Raw genomic sequence first — 18,066 nt, 5'->3', positions numbered from 1 at the left:
GGCCCGCCCGCGCGGTCCGGGGCTCAGGTGGGGCGCTGCGGCTCGGGGAGGAGAACCGTCGCGAGCGTCACGGTGCGGGTGCCGGCGGCCTCGTTCGTGAGGTAGGGCGCCAGCAGCTCGCCGAGGCGGGCCTGGATCTCGCCCAGGTCCTCCGACGTGACGTGCAGCTGCACCTGTCCGAAGCCGAGGAAGTCCCGGATCGCACCGTCGACCCCATCGGCGCTCGCGCGGTCGAACGTCTCGCCGAGGTTGGCGAGGAAGGTCAGGAAGGACAGGCGCAGGTCCTGCTCGTCCATCTCCCGGAGCTCCGCGTGGTCGACGTGCGCCATCTGCCCGCCGAGGGCCAACGTGCGCTCGACCGCACCGCGCACGCGGCGCTCGCCGACGACTGCGAGAACGTCGGCCTCCACGAGCGCCGCGACGTGGCGGTAGAGCGTCGCCTGGGGGACGTCGGGCAGGGCGGTCCGGAGCTCCGTGGTCGTCGCGCGGCGCGTCCCGACGATCTGGATGATCCGCAGGCGGACGGGGTGCATGACGACGGCGGCGATCGGCGAGGACCTCGGCACGGTGGACAACCATTCTCATAGTGATAATGTTCTCAGCACGCGATCCAGAGTACGACGAGCGAGGGGACCTCCTATGACCGCCATCCGTCTCGACGCATCGACCCTGAACCTGCACTTCCCCGGCTGGGAGGCGCTGATGGTCGGGCGCTCCTGGTACACCGTCGATCGCGACGCGATCACCCGAGCCGAGCTGCTCCCTGGCTGGAGCTCCGAGGTCCTCGGCACACGCTCCGGCCTCGTCGTCTCGGGCCGCATCAAGGTGGGCACCTTCCGCCACCCGTCCGGTGTCCGCAGGCTCGTGGCGATGCGCCGAGGCCTTCCGCTGCTCCGGCTCACGCTCGCCGGCGAGGAGTTCGACGAGCTCCTCGTGAGCGACGCCGGAGCCGGGGGCATCGTCGACGCCCTCGGCAAGGGCGTCCGGCGATGAACGGGTGGCGCGACCGCAGCCCTGACCGGCTTCACCTCCCTCCGGGACGCCGTCGCGGAGCAGCTGCCGACAGCGACCGCACCCCCGATCCCGGCGGCACTCGGCGCGCTCGTCCTCCTCGCGTACGCGGCGCTCGCGTGCGTGGTGGCGATCGCGATCCCGCTCCGGCGTGACCTGCGGTGAGCGCGGCAGCCGCCGAGACGGTCGTGGCGGTCCGCACGCCGGCCACCACGACCCCGGACCACCGGTGACTGGGTACGGTCGCTCTCGTCCTGGATGACGGCTTCCCGGGTGCAGCTCCCCGAGCCGTCCCGCGGGTCGTCGGCCGAGCCGACCGCGTGGACCCCGGGTGCACGGGCGCCGGAAGCACGCACCACAGCAGGGGGAAGCCATGCTCCGCGTCTCGCCACGCACCCGGAAGATCGTCGCGGCGGTGACCGCCGCGGCCGTCCTGGCGCTCGCCGGGCTCACCGGCCTCGCGGCGATGATGCCCGCGCGCGCCGCCTCGTCGGACCTGCCGTTCACCGTGACGAACAGCTCGGGCCGCCCCGAGGACACGTTCCTGTACGTCATGGCCCGCAGCCAGACCACGGGCGAGCAGGGCTACGTCGACGGGTCGGGCGACTGGCACGCGTTCGACCTGCCGGCGTCCGTGGCGAACGGCACCGGGAACCCGACGGCACCCGACGTGTCGATCTCCGGCCCGGCCGACGGGTCGAGCGTGAAGCTGTCGCTCCCCGCGAACCTCACGGGCGGCCGGATCTACGTCGCGTTCGGCGAGCACCTGACGTTCCAGCTCTCCCCCGGCGGCCTCGTCGAGCCCGCCGCGTGGAACAGCGACGACCCGAACCACGACGTGCTGTTCGACTGGGCGGAGTTCGCCCGCAACGGCACCGCGATCAACATCAACACGACGATGGTCGACATGTTCAGCGTGCCGATCGCGATCACGGTCAAGGCGCTGGCCCCGCCGCCGCCCCCGGCGCCCGTCGACAACTCCGTCCCGGTCGACCCGAGCGCGACGCCGCCGGACACCACGCCTTTCCCGGTCACCCGCACCGAGGGCACGCTCGCGAAGGACGGCCGCCGCAAGGTGTTCGACGCGGTCACGGCGCTCGGCGGCGACTGGGCCGCGCTCGTCGACGTGCGCGAGTCCGATGGGCTCCCGCTGCGGGTGCTCGCGCCGATCCACGGCATCGACAGCGCGGCGCCCGTCTTCGACGCCGCGTTCTTCGACTCCTACGTCGAGGGCGTGTACGACTACTACGCGAGCCACGCGCTCACGGTCGACACCGCGCTCGGCGTCTTCACGGGCAAGGTCGCGAACGGCGCGTTCACCTTCCGCGGCGAGGGCGGCCGGACGATCGGCACCATCGGCCGGCCGACGACGCCGGAGATCTTCGGCTGCCACGGCGCGCTGCAGCCCACCGGGCAGCCCGACCAGGACGCGATCCTCGCGGTCGGCGCCCGGATCTGCGCCGGCTTCCACCGCGGGACCCTCTCGACGCCGGACCGCGCGGGCTCCGACCGCCAGGCCACGTTCGACGCGACGGCGTTCTACCGGCACGAGTCGTCCGACCTGTACTCCAAGGTCATGCACGACCACTCGACGAACGGCCGCGCGTACGGCTTCGCGTTCGACGACGTCGCCGAGTTCAACCCGAGCATCGACGAGCCCACCCCGACCTCGGTCACGATGACGCTGCAGCCCTTCGGCTCGTCGGTCGCGACCGGACCCGTGGCGGGCGCGGAGCCTGCGCCCCCGTCGGCGCCGAGCCCGGGCGGGGAGGCCCCGGTGGGCGCGATCCAGGCCGAGGCCCGCACCGCGCAGCGCGGCACGACGCTCTCCCCGACCTCCGACTCCGGCGGCGGGAAGCACGTCGGCCACGTCGGTGACGGCGACTGGCTGCGGTTCGAGGACGTGAACTTCGGGCGCAACGGGCTGAGCACGCTGCGCGCGCGCGTCGCGTCGGGCGCGGCGACGTCGGTCAGCGGCGTCGTCGAGGTGCGGCTCGACAGCCGGACGAGCACCCCGATCGGCAGCTTCGCCGTCGGGCGCACCGGCGGGTGGCAGTCGTGGCGGACCGTCCCGGCGGCGATCGCGACCACGACGGGCACGCACGACGTCTACCTGACGTTCGCGACCGGGTCGGGCCGGGAGTTCGTCGACGTCAACTGGTTCACGTTCGCCTGACGCGACGACCGGCGGTCGGGTCCGGGCACGCCCGCCGACCGCCGGCCCGACGGCCGAGCCCGCCGACCGGCCCGCGGCTCGAGCCCGCCGACCGACCCGCCGCCCTGAAACGAGCCGCTCAGACCCGCCCGAGTGCGCCGTCGAGCGCCGCGAGGAACGCCTCCCGGCCCTCGCGCCGCACGCTGTGCCCGACGCCCGGGACCGCCACGTGCGTGAACCGGTCGCCGAGGAGCGCGCGCACGCGCTCGACGTGCGCAGCCCCGACGAGGGCGCCGCGCCCGACGTCGCCGGTCACGAGCGTCACCGGCACGCGGACGTCCGCGAGCGCCTCGACCCACGCACGCCCGCTCCAGTCGTGCGGGACGTGCACGAGCCGCTGGTCGAGCTGCGCCTTCGACCGGGCCCACGGGCCGTGCTCGTCGTCGGCAAAGTCCTGCTGCGTCGCGCGCGAGCGGGCCTCGAGCGTCTCGGCGTCGACGCCCGCGAAGGACAGCAGGAACGGCGCGAGGAACGGCGGCACCCCGTCGGGCGTCGCGACGCCGCCGGTGTCCCAGGCGGGGTCCTCGAGCACGAGCCCCGCGACGAGACCGGGCTCGGTGAGCGTGAGCTCGGTCGCGACGAGGCCGCCCATCGAGTGCCCGACGACGAGCACGGGCCCGTCGGCGACGTGCCGCAGGACGGCGGCGGCGTCGACCGCGAGCGACGCGATGGTGAACGGGCCCTCGCCGAGCGGGGTCCGGCCGTGGCCGCGCGCGTCGACCCCGACGACGAGCCGGTCGGCCGCGAGCAGGCGCGCGACCGGGTCCCAGGTCTCCGCGGAGTCGGTCACGCCGTGCAGCAGGAGCACCGGGAGCGCGTCCCCGGGCCGCCCCCAGACCGTGTAGCCCACGGGACGCCCGTCGACGCCGAGCGTGCGCTCGCTGCGGTGCACGACGACCGCGTCGCCCGCGTCCCCGGCGCCACCGGGCGCACCGGCGTCGCCGTGCACGACCGCACCGCCCGTGGCGCTCCCGACGCCGGCGTCCGTGGTCATCGCGCGGTCCCGTCGACCGCGTGCTCCTCGATCGCGGCGAGCTCGTCACCGGTCAGCGCGGGCGCGTCGAGCGCGGCGACGTTGTTCTCGAGCTGCGCGACGCTCGACGCCCCGATGAGCGCCGAGGTGACCCGCTCGTCGCGCAGGACCCACGCGAGCGCGAGCTGCGCGAGGCTCTGGCCGCGCGCGGACGCGATCTCGTTCAGCGCCCGCGCCCGGGCGAGGTACGTCTCGCTGATCCGCTCGGGCTGGAGGAACTTGCTCTGCGCCGCGCGCGAGTCGCCGGGCACCTCACCGGAGAGGTAGCGGTCGGTCAGCAGTCCCTGCGCGAGCGGCGAGAACACGATCATGCCGATCCCGAGGTCGCCGACCGCGTCGAGCAGCGTCTCGTCCTGCCCGTCGCCGACCTGCTCGACGTGCCGGTTGAACATCGAGTAGATCGGCTGGTGGATGAGCAGCGGCGTGCCGAGCTCGGCGAGCACGCGCTGGGCCTCGCGGGTCTGCGCCGGGGAGTAGTTCGAGATGCCCGCGTACAGCGCCCTGCCGCTGGTGACGGCGGTGTGCAGCGCGCCCATCGTCTCCTCGATCGGGACGCTCGGGTCGGGCCGGTGCGAGTAGAAGACGTCGACGTAGTCGACCCCGATCCGCTGCAGCGACTGGTCGAGCGACGCGAGCAGGTACTTGCGCGAGCCGCCGTCGCCGTAGGGGCCGCGCCACATGTCGTAGCCGGCCTTGGAGGAGATGACGAGCTCGTCGCGGTACGGGCGCAGGTCGCTGCTGAGCACGCGCCCGAAGTTCTCCTCGGCCGAGCCGTACGGCGGGCCGTAGTTGTTGGCGAGGTCGAAGTGCGTGATGCCGAGGTCGAACGCGCGGCGCAGGATCGCGCGCTGGGTGTCCCCCGACGTCGTCCCGCCGAAGTTGTGCCACAGGCCGAGCGACAGCGCCGGGAGCGCGAGCCCGCTGCGCCCCGCCCGGCGGTACGTCATCGCCTCGTAGCGGTTCTCGGCGGCCGTGAAGGGGCGGTGGGGCTCGGTCGGCATCGGTGGCGTCCTCTCGCAGGGTCGGTCGCGACCAGCCTAGGTGCCGTTCGGCGTCGCCCGGCTCGGGGCTTGACCCGCTCGGCCGAGGTCACGGTATGGTCACGGCTTCGTCGGGGGGCGGACGACGCCAGGAGACACGCAGCATGACGACGACCCGCCGCCGGGCCCTCACGATCACCCTCGTCACCGTCGCGGCGCTGTGCGCCGGGTGCAAGGCCGGCCCCGTGGAGGCACGCCCGACGGGCACGCCGCCGGCCACCGTGGCCCCCTCGCCGGCCGCGTCCACCGCGCCCGCGCCGGGCTCGACCGCCACGACCGACCCCGCGCCGAGCGCGTCCGCGACGCCGACCGCGACCCCCTCGCCGACCGCCGTCCCGACGTCCGCGGCCCCCACGGCCCCGCCGGCCCCCACGCCCACGGCGGCCCCGCCCGTCGCGGCCCCCACCGGTCTCGGCCGGATCGTCGTCGACTACCAGCTCGGCGGCGCCTACGCGCTGCCCGCGGGCGTCGGCGGCGTCGTGCGGGACAGCACCTCCGAGCCTGCGCCCGGCGCGTACTCGATCTGCTACGTCAACGGCTTCCAGACCCAGCCCGACGAGCGCACCACCTGGCTGCGCGAGCACCCCGACCTCGTGCTGCGCGACGCCGAGGGCCGCGTCGTCGCCGACCCGGGCTGGCCCGACGAGGTGCTGCTCGACACGTCGACCGACGACAAGCGCGCCCGCATCGCCGCCGTGATCGGGGTGAGCCTGCAGCGGTGCGCCGACGCGGGCTTCGACGCCGTCGAGCTCGACAACCTCGACTCCTACACGCGCTCGGGCGGGCTGCTCACCGCCGACGACGCGCTCGCGACCGCCGCCCGGTACGTCGCCGTCGCGCACGGGCTCGGGCTGGCCGTCGGGCAGAAGAACGCCGCCGACCTCACCCGGCGCGGGCACGACGAGGTCGGCTTCGACTTCGCCGTCGCGGAGGAGTGCCACCGCTGGGACGAGTGCGCGGCCTACACCGACGTCTACGGCGACCAGGTCATCGACGTGGAGTACGCCGACGACCTGCGCGGCACGTTCGCCGAGGTGTGCGCCGACCCGCAGACCCCCTTCTCGACGGTCCTGCGCGACCACGACCTCACGTCCCCCGCGTCGCGCGCGTACGTGTTCGAGGCCTGCCCGCGCGGCTGAGCACCCCCGCGGACTCCTGCCCGCGCGGCTGAGCACCGCTGCCGGGATGGGAGGATCGCCGGGTGCTGCACGTCGTGTTCTTCGAGCCCCGCATCCCCGGCAACACCGGCAGCACGATCCGGTTGGTCTCCGCGACCGGCGCGACGCTGCACCTCGTCGAGCCGCTCGGCTTCGACCTGAGCGAGCCGAAGCTGCGCCGCGCGGGGCTCGACTACCACGACCTCGCGCACGTCGTCGTGCACCCGACGATCGACGCGTGCCTCGACGCGCTCCCGGGCTTGCGGGTCTTCGCGTTCACGACCCAGGCGACGACGGGCTACACGACCGTCGAGTACTGCGAGGACGACGTCCTGCTGTTCGGCCCCGAGCCGACCGGGCTGCCCGACGAGGTCGTGGCGCACCCCCGCGTGACCGACCGCCTGCGCATCCCGATGCTCGCGGGGCGCCGGTCGCTCAATCTCTCGACGTCCGCGGCCGTCGCGTCGTACGAGGCGTGGCGCCAGCTGGGCTTCGCCGGCGGGGTCTGACGCCGCGACGACGGGCGGCCGGGTTCCACGCCGGCAGCCGGTGCGCCACGATGGCGCGTCTCGCGGCGCCCGGGGACGACGCACCGCTCGTGCGGGCCGCGTTCGAGCGGGCGTCCGCTCCCTGACCGCTGCTCGGTGTGCGGGCCGGCGGGCGGAGCCGGGACGCCGCCCGGGGCTTGACCTTCGAGCCGGGTCGAAGGTCTACCGTCCGGGGCATGGGCTACCGCATCGCGGAGGCGGCGGCGCTCGTGGGGGTCGCCCCCACGACGCTGCGCTACTACGAGGACATCGGGCTGCTCGCGACGCCGTCGCGCGGCTCCAACGGCTACCGCGTCTACGACGACCGCGACGTGGCCCGGCTCCGCTTCGTCGCCGCCGTCAAGAACCTCGGGCTGCCGCTCACCGACGTCCGCGCGCTCGTCGAGGCGTACGACGTCGAGGACTGCGCGGGCGTCGCGCACCACGTCGTCGAGATGGTCGCGGCCCGGCTGGGCGAGACGCAGGAGCGCATCGGCGAGCTCGTCGCCCTGGCCGCGCAGCTCCAGGGGGTCGCCGCCCGGCTCGCCGACGCCCCGGCCGGCTCACCCTGCGGGGAGGGCTGCCCCTGCGCGACGGCGGCGCCCGAGCCGCTGCCCGACGGCAGGACGCTCGTCCCGCTCACGCGGGCGCCCGAGGCGGTCCTCCCGGCGACGCGGGTGGCGGAGGCGGTCCTCCCGGCGACCGGTACGCCCCCACCGGCCCTCCCGCTCACGCGGGCGCCCGAGGCGGTCCTCCCGCTGGCGTCCGCCGCGGCACCGGCGATCGCGTGCTCGCTCGACGCGGGCGCCGTGCCCGAGCGCGTGAGCCGCTGGCGGGCGCTCGTCGCGCAGGCCACCCACCGCGAGCCCGTCGACGGCGGCACCGCCCTCGTCTTTCCGGCGGACCCCGGGCTCGCGGCCGAGGTGGCGCGGCTCGCCACCGCCGAGCAGGCGTGCTGCGGGTTCTTCGACTTCACGGTCCGCCTCGCCCGGGGTCAGGTCCGGCTCGAGGTCCGCGCCCCGGACGAGGCCGCCGACGTCGTGGCTGCGATGTTCGGCCCGACCGCCTGACGCGGGCCGCGCACTGCACCCGCGCGGCAGACCCGCGGACCGTCCCCCTCCGCGTCGCTCTCGTCACCCGCTCACCACCACCGAGGAGTCCCCATGACCCTGCCCACGTCCGCGCCGCTCTCCCCCGCCTCCACGACCGGCGACCCCGGCCGCGCGTCCCGCCGTCGGGTGCTCGGCGGTCTCGGCGTCGCGGCGGCGTGCGGGCTCGCCTGCTCGCTGCCGCTCCTGGCCGGGGCCGGCGTCCTCGCGTCGGTCGGTGCGCTCCTCACCGGCGTCCCGGCGCTCACGGTCGTCGTCCTGCTCGTGGCCGCAGGCGCCGCGCTCCTCGTCCGCCGCACGCGCGGGGCACGGTCGGCGGCCGGTTCCTGCGGGTGCGGCGGAGCCTGCGGCTGAGGGTGCCGAAGCGACGCGCGGGCGCCGGGGCGAGCACGCGACACCCCGCGCCGGCCACTCGACGTCGCCCCGCCGCACGAACACGTACCGGACGCCGCCGTCGTAGCCGGTGACCTCGCCGCCGCCCGGAGCACATCGCCTCCCGTCAGCACGCCCACGTACGGACCCGAGCAGCGGCGTCCGTGTGGGCGGCGCGTGCTCGACTGGCCCCGGACCGCACCCCGCCGGTCCGGCGCGCGGCTCCTCGGCAGCGGGGTCGCCCGCAGGGCACGGAGGTCGGCATGGGAACCGCATCACCCGAGGTCGAGCGGTACCTGGCCGACCTCGAGCACCCGCACACGGACGGGGTCGTCCGGCTCCGGGCGGCGATCCTGGCGAGCCCGCTGCCGATCACGGAGCACGTGAAGTGGAACGCGCCGAGCTTCTGCCTCGACGGCGTCGACCGCGTGACGTTCCGCCTGCACCCCGGCGCGAAGCTGCAGCTCGTGCTCCACCGGGGCGTCCAGGTCCGCACCGACGCGTTCGTGTTCGACGACCCGTCCGGCCTCCTGACGTGGCTCTCGCCCGACCGCGGTCTCGTCGACCTGCGGGACAGCGTGACGGCCGCGGCGCGCGAGGCGGACGTCGTCGCGCTCGTCGAGCGGTGGGTCGTGGCCTGACCGCTGGGCCGGCCGTGCCTACCGGCCGCCGCGCGCCGTCAGCGCAGGAACGCCGTGAGGGTCCGCGCGAGCCACGCGGGGTCGTCGAGCCAGGGGTGATGCCCACCCCCGGGCTGCACGGCCAGCTCGCCGTGGGGAAACAGCCGCGCGTACTCGGCAGCACGCGTGGGCGGCAGAGCGACGTCGTGCTCACCCGCTGTCACGAGGACGCGCGCGCCCAGGGACGCCAGCGCCGCCCGGGTCACCTGCGGGTCGGGGATGCCCGGCGCGTAGTACGCGGCGACGGCGGCGGGGTCCTGCCCGACGGCGTCCTGCGTCAGGCGCGCCGCGCGGGCGGCGTCCCACCGGCCCTGCGTGAACGGGGTGATCGCCTCCCAGTCCGCGTCCGTCGCGGTGCCGGACCAGATGCGCGCGAACGCAGCGAACGCGTCGGCGAACCACGGCTCGCCGCGACGTCGCTCGGCGACCTCCCGGCGGTCGTCGTCGGTCACGTCGATCCCGACCACGCGCGGGCTGGGGGTCAGCAGCGCGAGCCGTCGGACCCGGCCCGGGTGGCGCGCCGCGTACATGACGGCGACCGAGCAGCCGGCCGAGTGCCCGAGCAGGTCGACCCGGGCCAGCCCGAGGTACGCCCGGAGCGCCTCGACGTCGTCGACGAGCCGATCGCACCGGTAGCTCGACGGGTCCGCCGGGACCGCCGACTCCCCCGTCCCGCGCAGGTCGAGCAGCACGAGCGGCCGCGCGGCGGACAGCCCGCCCAGGTCGCCCAGGGAGGCCGACGCCTGGAGCGGCCCGCCGGGCACGCACACCACCGGGTCACCACCCGACCCGAGCCGGTGGAACACGAGCCGCGTGCCGTCGGAGGCCGAGAAGCCGTTCGCACCGTGCGGGGTCACCCGGGCAGCATCGCTGCGGACCCGCAGGACCTCCGCACGCTTTTCGCGTCGTCCGCACCCAGACCCGCGGGGTGACGACGACCGCACTCGCACGCACCTGGCGCCGGACCACGTGCCGTCGCGCCGCGCCCCCCGCCGGGCGGCGGCTCGCTCGGCGCGCCTCAGGCCTCGGGGCGGGCCATCCGGTGGAGCGCGTGGCAGAGCTCGTGGGGGGTCGTCGGGTCGGTCGACAGCGCGCTGTGCAGCACGAGGCCCTCGACGAGGGCGTCGAGCTCGCGTGCGGTGACCGGGTCGAAGTGCCGCTCGAGCGCCCGGCGGCTGCGCAGCATCCACTCCTGGGTCACCGACCGCAGCACCGGGCGGCGGGCCGCGACACCGTAGAGCTCGATCGAGAGCACGAGCCCCCGGCCCGGCGCGAGCAGGTCCTGCGCCAGGTGGTCCGCGAGCGCGTCGAGCGCCGCACCGGCGTCCGATGCCGCCTCCAGGCGCCGCTCGAGCGCCCCGGCGACGTCGTCCGCGTGCCGTCGGAACGCCGCCGCGAGGAGCTCGTCGATCGACGCGAAGTGATAGGTCGTCGAGCCGAGCGGGACGTCGGCGGCCTGCGCGATCGTCCGGTGCGTCGTCCCGGCGACGCCGTGCTCGGCGAGGACGTCGAGCGCCACGGCGACGAGCCGGTCGCGGCGGCCGGGGTCGTGCCGACGCGCGCGGCGGGGGGACGGGCGAGCGGGCGCGGACGGCGGCTCGGGGGTGGAGGACTCCGGTGCGGAGGACCCGGGCGTGGCGGACTCCGGCACGGACGGCTCCGACGGGTCCGGCGCGGAGGACTCCGGCACGGACGGCTCCGGCGCGGAGAGCTGCGGTGCGGACGGCTCCGGCGCCGCGCTCCTCACCGGCCGCTCGTTCCGGCAGCGGCGCTCGCCCCGGCCTTGCTGCTCGCCCCGGCCCGGCCGCCCGTCGTCGTGACGCGGGTGTCCGCGTCGTCGTCGATCGTCCGGACCACGCGCGCCGGGTTGCCCACCGCGACGACGTTCGCCGGCAGGTCGCGCGTCACGACCGAGCCCGCGCCGACGACCGTGTTCGCGCCGATCGTCACGCCGGGCAGCACGACGACGCCGCCACCGAGCCAGACGTTGTCGCCGATCACGATGGGCTTCGCGGCCTCCCACTTGTCGCGGCGGGGGCCGGGCTCGACGGGGTGGGTGGGCGTCAGGAGCTGCACGTTCGGGCCCATCTGCACGTCGTCGCCGATCGTGACGGTCGCGACGTCGAGCGCGACGAGGCCGTAGTTGGCGAAGCAGCGGGCACCGACGCGGATCTGCGTCCCGTAGTCGACGAAGAACGGCGGCCGGATCTCGGTGCCCTCCCCGACCGCGCCGAGGAGCTGCTCGAGGAGAGCGCGGCGCAGCGGTCCCTGCCGCGGGGTCGTCGCGTTGTACGCGGCCATGAGGTCGAGCGCGGCGGCGTTCGCCTCGGCCAGCTCGGGGTCGTCGGCGAGGTACGGGTCGCCGGCGAGCATGCGCTCGCGCATCGAGCGGGTGTCGTCGGTGCCGGGTGTCGTGGCGGTCATGTGGACGAGCGTACGCATCCTTGTGTACCTGCGTCCACAGTGGGCGCTGCCGTGTCGGTGGTCGGCGCGACGATGACCGGATGGCCACGCACACGCACCGGATCCACCACTCGATCGATTACATCGAGCTGCCGACGACCGACCTCGCGGCGGCGCGCGAGTTCTACGGCGCGGCGTTCGGCTGGCAGTTCACCGCGTACGGCGACGGGTACGCGGGCATCCGCACGACCGCCGAGGACGGCTCCGACGAGGCGGGCGGGCTCACGCTCGCCGAGTCCTCGGCCATCACGCGCGGCGGCCCCTTCGTGCTCCTGTACACGGCGGACCTCGACGCGACGCTCGACGCGGTCACGCGCGCCGGAGGCACGGTCGTGGAGGGGCCCTACGCGTTCCCGGGCGGCCGGCGGTTCCACTTCCTCGACCCGTCCGGCAACGAGCTCGGTGCCTGGTCCGAGTCGTAGGCGCGGACCCCGGCCCGCAGCACGGCTCAGTCCGGCAGCACGAGGTCGAGCTCGAGCCACCGCGCGAGGTCCGCGACCTCGCGGTCCACCGCGGCCGCCATCGCCGCGGTGAACGGGACGTCGCGATGCAGAGCAGCGACGCGCAGCACCCCCGCACGCGGGTCGGCCCTCGCGTCGAGCTTCCCGACGAGCCGGTCGCCGTGCAGCACCGGCATCGCCCAGTACCCCCAGCGCCGCTGCGACGCGGGTTTGTACATCTCGAGCTGGTAGTCGAACTCGAAGAGCTCCGTCATCCGGCGGCGGTCGAGGACGAGGCGGTCGAGCGGCGACAGCAGCGCCGCCCTGCCCTCGAACGGCCGGCCCAGCGCCGCGGGGTCGACCCGCCACGTGCCGCGGACGCCCTCGACGACGGCCGGCTCCCCCGCGTCGCGCACGTCGTCGGGCTCGTCGGGCCGGGCGGTCGCGCGTGACCGGGCGATGCCGAGCGCCCGCAGCCGGCGCTCGTCGCGCACGCGCCGCGCCTCCTGCGACGGGAGCGCCGGCACGTCCGGGTAGACGCGGGACGCGAGGTCCCACAGCTTCTCCCGCCCGGCGGTCCCGGCGACCGCGACCTCCCCCCGCGCCGCCAGGACGTCGAGCAGCATCCGCACGTTGCGGTGGTCGTTCCACCCGCTCGACCGCCACGGCCGCACGCAGGTGTCGGGGAGCTCGCTCGCGGGCAGCGGACCGTCGGCGCGCAGCCGCTCCAGCACGTCCCGGTGGCACGCCGCGTTCGCCCGCACCCACGCGCGCACCTCCTCGCGCCAGGCCGGCACCTCCCCGGCGCCGGGCCACGCGTCCATGTCGGCACGGAACAGCGCGACGTCCTCGGCGGGCCGCAGGAAGCCGCGCAGCTCGACGACCCGCTGCTGGTCCACGAGGTCCCGCAGCTCTCCCGGGTCGTACGCGGACCCGAGCCGACTCCAGAGCACCACGTCAGCGCTCGGTGCGACGGCGCTCGTGGGGTCGGGCTGGAGGACGGTCAGGTGCCGGAGCACGCCCGGCACGTCTGTCGGCCGGTCCGCGCTCAGCAGCTGGGCCCGGACCGCGATGCGGCGGGCGTCGGCGCGGCTGAGCTCGTGCACGTGCGCCCCTCCCGGCGAAGGCCTACGGGACCCAGACGGCGAGGTCGACCTCGTTGCCCTCGGGGTCGGCGAGGGTCCACCACTCCGGCGCACGGGCGTCGCTCACGACGCGGCCGCCCGCGGCGACGGCCGCCGCGATGCGCGCCTCGACCTGGTCACGCGGCAGGTGCACGTCGACGTGCAGCCGGTTGCGTCCCGTCCGCGGGGCGTCCATGGGCTGGAACCACAGCGTCGGCCCGCGCCGCAGCGGGTCGACGAGGTCCGCGTCGCCGACCTCGTCGTAGCCGAGCACCGCGCGCCAGAAGGGCCGCACCGCCGCGGTGCCGAGCGCGTCGACCGCGACCTGCACGTGCTGCACGGCCGACGGGTCCGCGCGCGCGTCGAGGGCGCGGGCGGCCGCGGAGATCGTCCGCGCGAGGTCGAGGTCCCGGGTGCGGAAGCCCTCGGGCCCGTCGCCACGCAGCCGGACCGTCACGCCCTCGGGGCGCAGGTCGACGTCGGGGTGGCGGTTCGCGGTCGTCGCGGCCTCGCTGACCGCCTGGACCAGCGCGGCAGCGACCGAGAACGACGACGTCCGGAAGAGCGCGCACGCCCACGCCCCGCCCCACAGGACGCGCCAGTCCCCGAGGCCGGGGGCCTCCGCGAGCTGCCGCGGGCTGATCCGTTCGGTCATGGGCTCACGCTAGCGACCTGCGCCGGCGTAGGTCGGCCCGAGCGGAGGCTGCCCGTGCGGCTCCTCCCGGGATGGACCACGAGGCCACGAACGCGCGGAGCGCGTCGTGACCTCGTGGTGCATCCCGGCGTGATGACGGGAGCGGGTGGGACGAGCCCCTATCGCCGGCGGGAGCTTCCCCCACGCCCCCCACGCCCGCGCCAGCCGCCGTTCACCGGCGACGCGCCGCCGACGCCGCCCAGGTGCAGCGCGAGGCAGAACAGACCGGCGAACATCAGCGTCTGTGGGGTCAGAGCGTCCCCGACGTTCGCCTCGACGAGGTCGAGGAGCAGGGCGAGGGCGAAGATCGCAGCAGCGACGATCGCGAGCATGAGCACTCCAAGGAAAGGCCTCCGGCGAGCCTGCCGGAGGGTCTGGTGCTTCCGGTGATCCGGAAGCCCCCGGATCATGGCCCACGGTCACGACGACCGCTAGTGGGAGAAGAACTCCGAGGGCTCGAGGGACTCAGGCGTTCAGCCCCGGTCGATCTGCACTGCATCTCGCCGGCCTGGACAGGCCGCCCCGCCGGGTGCACGGTGGAGGTCTCGCGAAGGAGCCCCCCGTGGACGCATCCCTGACGCTGGCCGCCGACGACCCGCTCGCGCGCGAGGCCGCCGACGCCATCCGCACCGGCGACGTGGAGCGGCTGCGCGGGCTGCTCGACGCCAACCCCGGTCTCGCGGCGGCCCGGATCACGCGCGACGACGCCCAGCCGGACGCGACGGTCGAGGACCTGCCGACGTGCACGCTGCTGCACGTCGCGACCGACCACCCCGGGCACCTCCTCGCGGTGGGGCGCACGATCGAGGTGCTCGTCGCGTCCGGGGCCGACCCGGACGCCCCCTTCACCGGCCCGCACGCGGAGACCGCGCTGCACTGGGCCGCGAGCAACGACGACGTCGAGGCCGTCGAGGCGCTCATCCGCGCCGGGGCGGACCTCGAGGCGCCCGGCGCGGTCATCGGCGACGGGTCGGGCACCCCGCTCGCGGACGCCGTGGCCTTCGGGCAGTGGCGCGCGGCCGAGCACCTGTTCCACGCGGGCGCGACGCCGAACCTGTGGCAGGCCGCCGGCCTCGGGCTCGTCGACCGGGTCGAGGCGCTGCTCGACGCCGAGCCCGCCCCGGACGCGGACGACCTGACCACGGCGCTGTGGTGCGCCGCGCACGGCGGGCGGCGCGCCTGCGTCGACCTGCTGCTCGCTCGGGGGGCGGACCCGGCCTGGATCGGCTTCGATGGCCTCACTGCCGCCGACGCAGCGCGTCGGGCCGGTCACGGCGAGCTCGCCGACGCGCTCACCCCCTGAGCCGGCGCCGCACGGCCGGGCGGCAGCGGACGCACGCCCAGGTTCGACCCCTCGAAGGAGAGCCCGATGAGCACGCCGCGCGAGACCGACCCCACGCACCCCCTCCACGCCGACCCCGACCGCACGCCCGCGAACGGGGTGCCCGGGTCGACGGACCACGCCGCCCACGTCGACGACCGGACCCTCCACGACCGCACCGACGACGACCGCACCGCGGTGCTCGACCCGGCCGACCGCCACCGCACGTCGCCGGCCGACCCGGCTGACGTCCCTGAGCCCGAGCCGCTCGCCGTCTCCGCGCGCGACCTGGGCGTCGACCGTCAGAGCGTCGTCGCGCGCGAGAAGGAGGAGTTCGGCGGGGTCAAGATCGGCTCGGCGTTCTTCGGCTGGCTCACCGCGACGGGGACCGCGGTGCTGCTGACCGCGCTCGTGGCGGGCGCCGGGACCGCCGTGGGCGTCGCGACCAGCACCGACGTGGGCGAGGCCGCGGACCAGGCGGCCGGCGAGATCGGCACGGTCGGCGCCGCCGGGAGCATCGCGCTCCTGGTGGTCCTGTTCCTCGCGTACTACTGCGGCGGGTACGTCGCGGGCCGCATGGCGCGGTTCAACGGCGCCAAGCAGGGCCTCGCGGTGTGGCTGTGGGCGGTCGTCATCGCGGTCGTCGTCGCGATCCTCACGGCGATCGCGGGCGAGCGGTTCAACGTGCTCGCGCGGCTCGACAGCTTCCCCCGCATCCCGCTGGGCGAGGGCGACCTCACCACCGGCGGCATCGTCGTGATCCTGCTCGTCGCGGTCGCGAGCCTCGTCGGGGCGGTCGTCGGCGGCCTCGCCGGGATGCGGTTCCACCGCCGCGTCGACCGCGCGGGGCTCGGCCGCTGAGGCCCGCGGCCTGACGCGGGGCGCCCGCCCCCGCACGACCCGACGCCGGCCGGCGCACGCACCCCGTGCACCGGCCGGCGTCATCGTGCCCGGCGCGTCCGGGCCCGCCGGCGCGCGCGATCATCCACGGCCCGACGCCGCCCGCAATCCCGACCACCTGATCGTGTTCATGGTCCGACTCGTGTTGCTGGGTCCCCGGGCCGGACATAGCGTGATGAACGCACGCAGCGATGTGCAGCTGCCCACGCAGCAGAAGGATCGCCCGACGCTCCTGGTGCCGGACCGCTCACCGGTCCCGGTCCCTGGAGACGACAGACGCGCAGGCCAGACGCGTCACACCCCTGTCCCGCACCGCCCGGATCCGTCATGCCGGTCGGCGCTCCGACGACCCCTGTGAGGACCTCGCACATGATCACCACCGACCAGATCCAGACCCTGCTCGTCTCCGGCGGCACCGTCGTCGGCCCCGACGGCCAGAAGATCGGCAAGCTCGGCCAGATCTTCCTCGACGAGCAGTCGGGTCAGCCCGAGTGGCTCACGGTCTCGACCGGCTTCTTCGGCACGTCGCAGTCGTTCGTGCCGCTCAGCGACGCGACCGTGCAGGGCGACGAGATCCACGTGCCGTTCGACAAGGACAAGATCAAGGGCGCGCCGCGCGTGGACGACGAGGACGGCCACCTCTCGGAGGCCGAGGAGTCGGAGCTGTACGCGTACTACGGCCGGACCTACGGCGGCACGGACACGTACGAGAGCACGACCACGGCGGGCCTCGGCACCACGGGCACCGACACGTACGAGGACACCGACACGACCTACACGGCCGCCGACACGGACCTGACCGCGGGGACCACCGGCACGAGCACCGCCTCCGCGGGCACGACGGACGACGCCATGACCCTCTCCGAGGAGCGGCTCGAGGTCGGCACCGAGCGCGTCGCCACCGGCCGCGCGCGCCTGCGCAAGTACATCGTCACCGAGCAGGAGACCGTCACCGTGCCGGTCCAGCGCGAGGAGATCCGCCTCGAGCGCGAGCCGATCACCGAGGGCAACGTCGACGACGCGCTGTCCGGCCCCGAGCTCACCGAGAGCGTCCACGAGGTCACGCTCACCGAGGAGCGCCCGGTCGTGACCAAGGAGACGGTGCCGGTCGAGCGCGTGCGCCTCGACACGGACACCGTGACCGAGCAGCAGCAGGTCACCGAGTCGACGCGGCGTGAAGAGGTCGAGCTCGAGACCGACGACGACGGCACCACGCGGCGCTGACCCGCTCCCCGGCCTGACGAGAGAAGGCACCGATGAGCACGAACGACACGGACCGCCCGGCCCCGGGGGACGACGACGCCGGGCGGTCCGGCGGTGCGGTCTCCGCCCGCGGCCTCGGCGTCGACCGGCACAGCGTGGTCGCGCGCGAGAAGGAGGAGTTCGGCGGCATCAAGTTCGGGTCTGCCTTCTTCGGGTGGCTCACCGCCACCGGCACCGCGGTGCTGCTGACCTCGCTCGTCGCGGCGGCCGGCACGGCGGTCGGCGTCGCGAACGACACGGACGTCGCGGAGGCCGCAGACCAGGCGGCGTCCGACCCGGGCACCGTCGGGCTCGCGGGCGGCATCGCGCTGCTCGTGGTCCTGCTCGTGTCCTACTATTGCGGCGGGTACGTCGCGGGCCGCATGGCGCGGTTCGACGGCGCCAAGCAGGGGCTCGCGGTGTGGCTGTGGGCGGTCGTCATCGCGATCGCGGTCGCGGTGCTCGCCGCCGTCGCGGGTGACCAGTTCAACGTGCTGGCGCGCCTGGACAGCTTCCCGCGCATCCCGCTCGGCGAGGGCGACCTGACGACGGGCGGCCTCGTCGCCGTCCTCGTCGTGGCCGTCGCGAGCCTCGCGGGTGCCGTGCTCGGCGGGCTCGCCGGGATGCGGTACCACCGCAAGGTCGACCGGGCCGGGCTGGGTCGCTGACCCGTCCCGCACCCGCACGACCAGCACGACCCGCACGACCTGCACGACTCGGACGCCGGCCGGCGCGCAC

Annotated in this window: 21 protein-coding genes; 12 read left to right on the top strand and 9 right to left on the bottom strand. The window is 75.5% G+C overall.

The window, feature by feature from the left end; all coding sequences use genetic code 11:
* Window positions 1–23: 23 nt before the first annotated feature.
* Window positions 24–566 (bottom strand): helix-turn-helix domain-containing protein, encoded by a 543-nt coding sequence (locus CCE01nite_RS09640; protein WP_034631581.1) that lies wholly within the window; start codon window positions 564–566, stop codon window positions 24–26.
* Between the two features lie 73 nt (window positions 567–639).
* On the opposite strand from CCE01nite_RS09640, the gene CCE01nite_RS09635 reads away from it, so the two are divergent.
* Window positions 640–993 carry a hypothetical protein gene (locus CCE01nite_RS09635; RefSeq protein ID WP_034631585.1) on the top strand — a complete coding sequence of 118 codons (354 nt, stop codon included), beginning with the start codon at window positions 640–642 and terminating at the stop codon, window positions 991–993.
* 391 nt (window positions 994–1,384) lie between these two features.
* A complete protein-coding gene (locus CCE01nite_RS09630; RefSeq protein ID WP_034631589.1) occupies window positions 1,385–3,187 on the top strand; it encodes a glycoside hydrolase family 64 protein in 1,803 nt (600 codons plus the stop codon).
* A 118-nt stretch (window positions 3,188–3,305) separates the two neighbouring features.
* Here the strand turns inward: CCE01nite_RS09630 and CCE01nite_RS09625 are convergent, their stop codons facing one another.
* The gene (locus tag CCE01nite_RS09625; protein WP_052104243.1) at window positions 3,306–4,220 is read right to left on the bottom strand and encodes an alpha/beta fold hydrolase; all 915 of its coding nucleotides are present in this window, start codon (window positions 4,218–4,220) and stop codon (window positions 3,306–3,308) included.
* Window positions 4,217–5,260 carry an L-glyceraldehyde 3-phosphate reductase gene (gene mgrA / locus CCE01nite_RS09620; RefSeq protein ID WP_034631592.1) on the bottom strand — a complete coding sequence of 348 codons (1,044 nt, stop codon included), beginning with the start codon at window positions 5,258–5,260 and terminating at the stop codon, window positions 4,217–4,219. The genes CCE01nite_RS09625 and mgrA overlap by 4 nt, the downstream gene beginning before the upstream one ends.
* A 143-nt stretch (window positions 5,261–5,403) precedes the next feature.
* Between mgrA and CCE01nite_RS09615 the strand changes: the two genes are divergently transcribed.
* The 5 genes from CCE01nite_RS09615 to CCE01nite_RS09595 all read left to right on the top strand — a co-directional run bounded on the left by CCE01nite_RS09615 (window position 5,404) and on the right by CCE01nite_RS09595 (window position 9,105).
* On the top strand, window positions 5,404–6,438 hold the full coding sequence (locus CCE01nite_RS09615) for an endo alpha-1,4 polygalactosaminidase (RefSeq protein WP_084142775.1): 1,035 nt from the start codon (window positions 5,404–5,406) through the stop codon (window positions 6,436–6,438).
* A gap of 62 nt (window positions 6,439–6,500) precedes the next feature.
* Window positions 6,501–6,965 (top strand): tRNA (cytidine(34)-2'-O)-methyltransferase, encoded by a 465-nt coding sequence (locus tag CCE01nite_RS09610; protein WP_034631596.1) that lies wholly within the window; start codon window positions 6,501–6,503, stop codon window positions 6,963–6,965.
* Between the two features lie 215 nt (window positions 6,966–7,180).
* On the top strand, window positions 7,181–8,053 hold the full coding sequence (locus tag CCE01nite_RS09605; RefSeq protein WP_034631599.1) for a MerR family transcriptional regulator: 873 nt from the start codon (window positions 7,181–7,183) through the stop codon (window positions 8,051–8,053).
* Between the two features lie 93 nt (window positions 8,054–8,146).
* Window positions 8,147–8,446: a hypothetical protein gene (locus tag CCE01nite_RS09600; protein ID WP_034631603.1), complete on the top strand. Its 300-nt coding sequence runs from the start codon at window positions 8,147–8,149 to the stop codon at window positions 8,444–8,446.
* 281 nt (window positions 8,447–8,727) lie between these two features.
* A complete protein-coding gene (locus CCE01nite_RS09595) occupies window positions 8,728–9,105 on the top strand; it encodes a DUF1801 domain-containing protein (protein WP_034631606.1) in 378 nt (125 codons plus the stop codon).
* 38 nt (window positions 9,106–9,143) lie between these two features.
* Here the strand turns inward: CCE01nite_RS09595 and CCE01nite_RS09590 are convergent, their stop codons facing one another.
* The 3 genes from CCE01nite_RS09590 to CCE01nite_RS09580 all read right to left on the bottom strand — a co-directional run bounded on the left by CCE01nite_RS09590 (window position 9,144) and on the right by CCE01nite_RS09580 (window position 11,568).
* Complete coding sequence (locus tag CCE01nite_RS09590; protein ID WP_034631608.1) at window positions 9,144–10,001, bottom strand: alpha/beta fold hydrolase; 858 nt, start codon at window positions 9,999–10,001, stop codon at window positions 9,144–9,146.
* A 161-nt stretch (window positions 10,002–10,162) separates the two neighbouring features.
* Window positions 10,163–10,663: a TetR/AcrR family transcriptional regulator gene (locus CCE01nite_RS09585; RefSeq protein WP_246056400.1), complete on the bottom strand. Its 501-nt coding sequence runs from the start codon at window positions 10,661–10,663 to the stop codon at window positions 10,163–10,165.
* A gap of 224 nt (window positions 10,664–10,887) precedes the next feature.
* Window positions 10,888–11,568 carry a sugar O-acetyltransferase gene (locus tag CCE01nite_RS09580; protein WP_211254572.1) on the bottom strand — a complete coding sequence of 227 codons (681 nt, stop codon included), beginning with the start codon at window positions 11,566–11,568 and terminating at the stop codon, window positions 10,888–10,890.
* Between the two features lie 80 nt (window positions 11,569–11,648).
* Here CCE01nite_RS09580 and CCE01nite_RS09575 point away from each other — a divergent pair, with 80 nt between their 5' ends.
* The gene (locus tag CCE01nite_RS09575; RefSeq protein ID WP_034631613.1) at window positions 11,649–12,029 is read left to right on the top strand and encodes a VOC family protein; all 381 of its coding nucleotides are present in this window, start codon (window positions 11,649–11,651) and stop codon (window positions 12,027–12,029) included.
* A gap of 26 nt (window positions 12,030–12,055) precedes the next feature.
* On the opposite strand, the gene CCE01nite_RS09570 is transcribed toward CCE01nite_RS09575, so the two are convergent.
* The 3 genes from CCE01nite_RS09570 to CCE01nite_RS09560 form a co-directional block, all read right to left on the bottom strand.
* Window positions 12,056–13,153, bottom strand: a complete 1,098-nt coding sequence (locus CCE01nite_RS09570) for a DNA glycosylase AlkZ-like family protein (protein WP_034631616.1) — start codon at window positions 13,151–13,153, stop codon at window positions 12,056–12,058.
* A gap of 22 nt (window positions 13,154–13,175) precedes the next feature.
* The gene (locus CCE01nite_RS09565) at window positions 13,176–13,826 is read right to left on the bottom strand and encodes a 4a-hydroxytetrahydrobiopterin dehydratase (protein ID WP_034631618.1); all 651 of its coding nucleotides are present in this window, start codon (window positions 13,824–13,826) and stop codon (window positions 13,176–13,178) included.
* A 158-nt stretch (window positions 13,827–13,984) separates the two neighbouring features.
* Window positions 13,985–14,197 carry a hypothetical protein gene (locus tag CCE01nite_RS09560; protein ID WP_034631630.1) on the bottom strand — a complete coding sequence of 71 codons (213 nt, stop codon included), beginning with the start codon at window positions 14,195–14,197 and terminating at the stop codon, window positions 13,985–13,987.
* A 230-nt stretch (window positions 14,198–14,427) separates the two neighbouring features.
* On the opposite strand from CCE01nite_RS09560, the gene CCE01nite_RS09555 reads away from it, so the two are divergent.
* The 4 genes from CCE01nite_RS09555 (at window position 14,428) to CCE01nite_RS09540 (ending at window position 17,996) form a co-directional block, all read left to right on the top strand.
* Entirely contained in the window at window positions 14,428–15,168 is a 741-nt protein-coding gene (locus tag CCE01nite_RS09555) for an ankyrin repeat domain-containing protein (RefSeq protein WP_211254573.1), read from the top strand.
* 66 nt (window positions 15,169–15,234) lie between these two features.
* A complete protein-coding gene (locus CCE01nite_RS09550) occupies window positions 15,235–16,047 on the top strand; it encodes a hypothetical protein (protein WP_246056399.1) in 813 nt (270 codons plus the stop codon).
* 408 nt (window positions 16,048–16,455) lie between these two features.
* Entirely contained in the window at window positions 16,456–17,310 is an 855-nt protein-coding gene (locus tag CCE01nite_RS09545; RefSeq protein ID WP_034632976.1) for a DUF2382 domain-containing protein, read from the top strand.
* Between the two features lie 32 nt (window positions 17,311–17,342).
* On the top strand, window positions 17,343–17,996 hold the full coding sequence (locus tag CCE01nite_RS09540; protein ID WP_246056397.1) for a hypothetical protein: 654 nt from the start codon (window positions 17,343–17,345) through the stop codon (window positions 17,994–17,996).
* The last annotated feature ends 70 nt before the right edge of the window (window positions 17,997–18,066 follow it).

Source organism: Cellulomonas cellasea (genome assembly GCF_006538745.1).
GTDB lineage: Bacteria > Actinomycetota > Actinomycetes > Actinomycetales > Cellulomonadaceae > Cellulomonas_A > Cellulomonas_A cellasea.
Note: the sequence above shows the minus strand (reverse complement) of the source record. Positions and strands in the feature narration are given on the sequence as shown.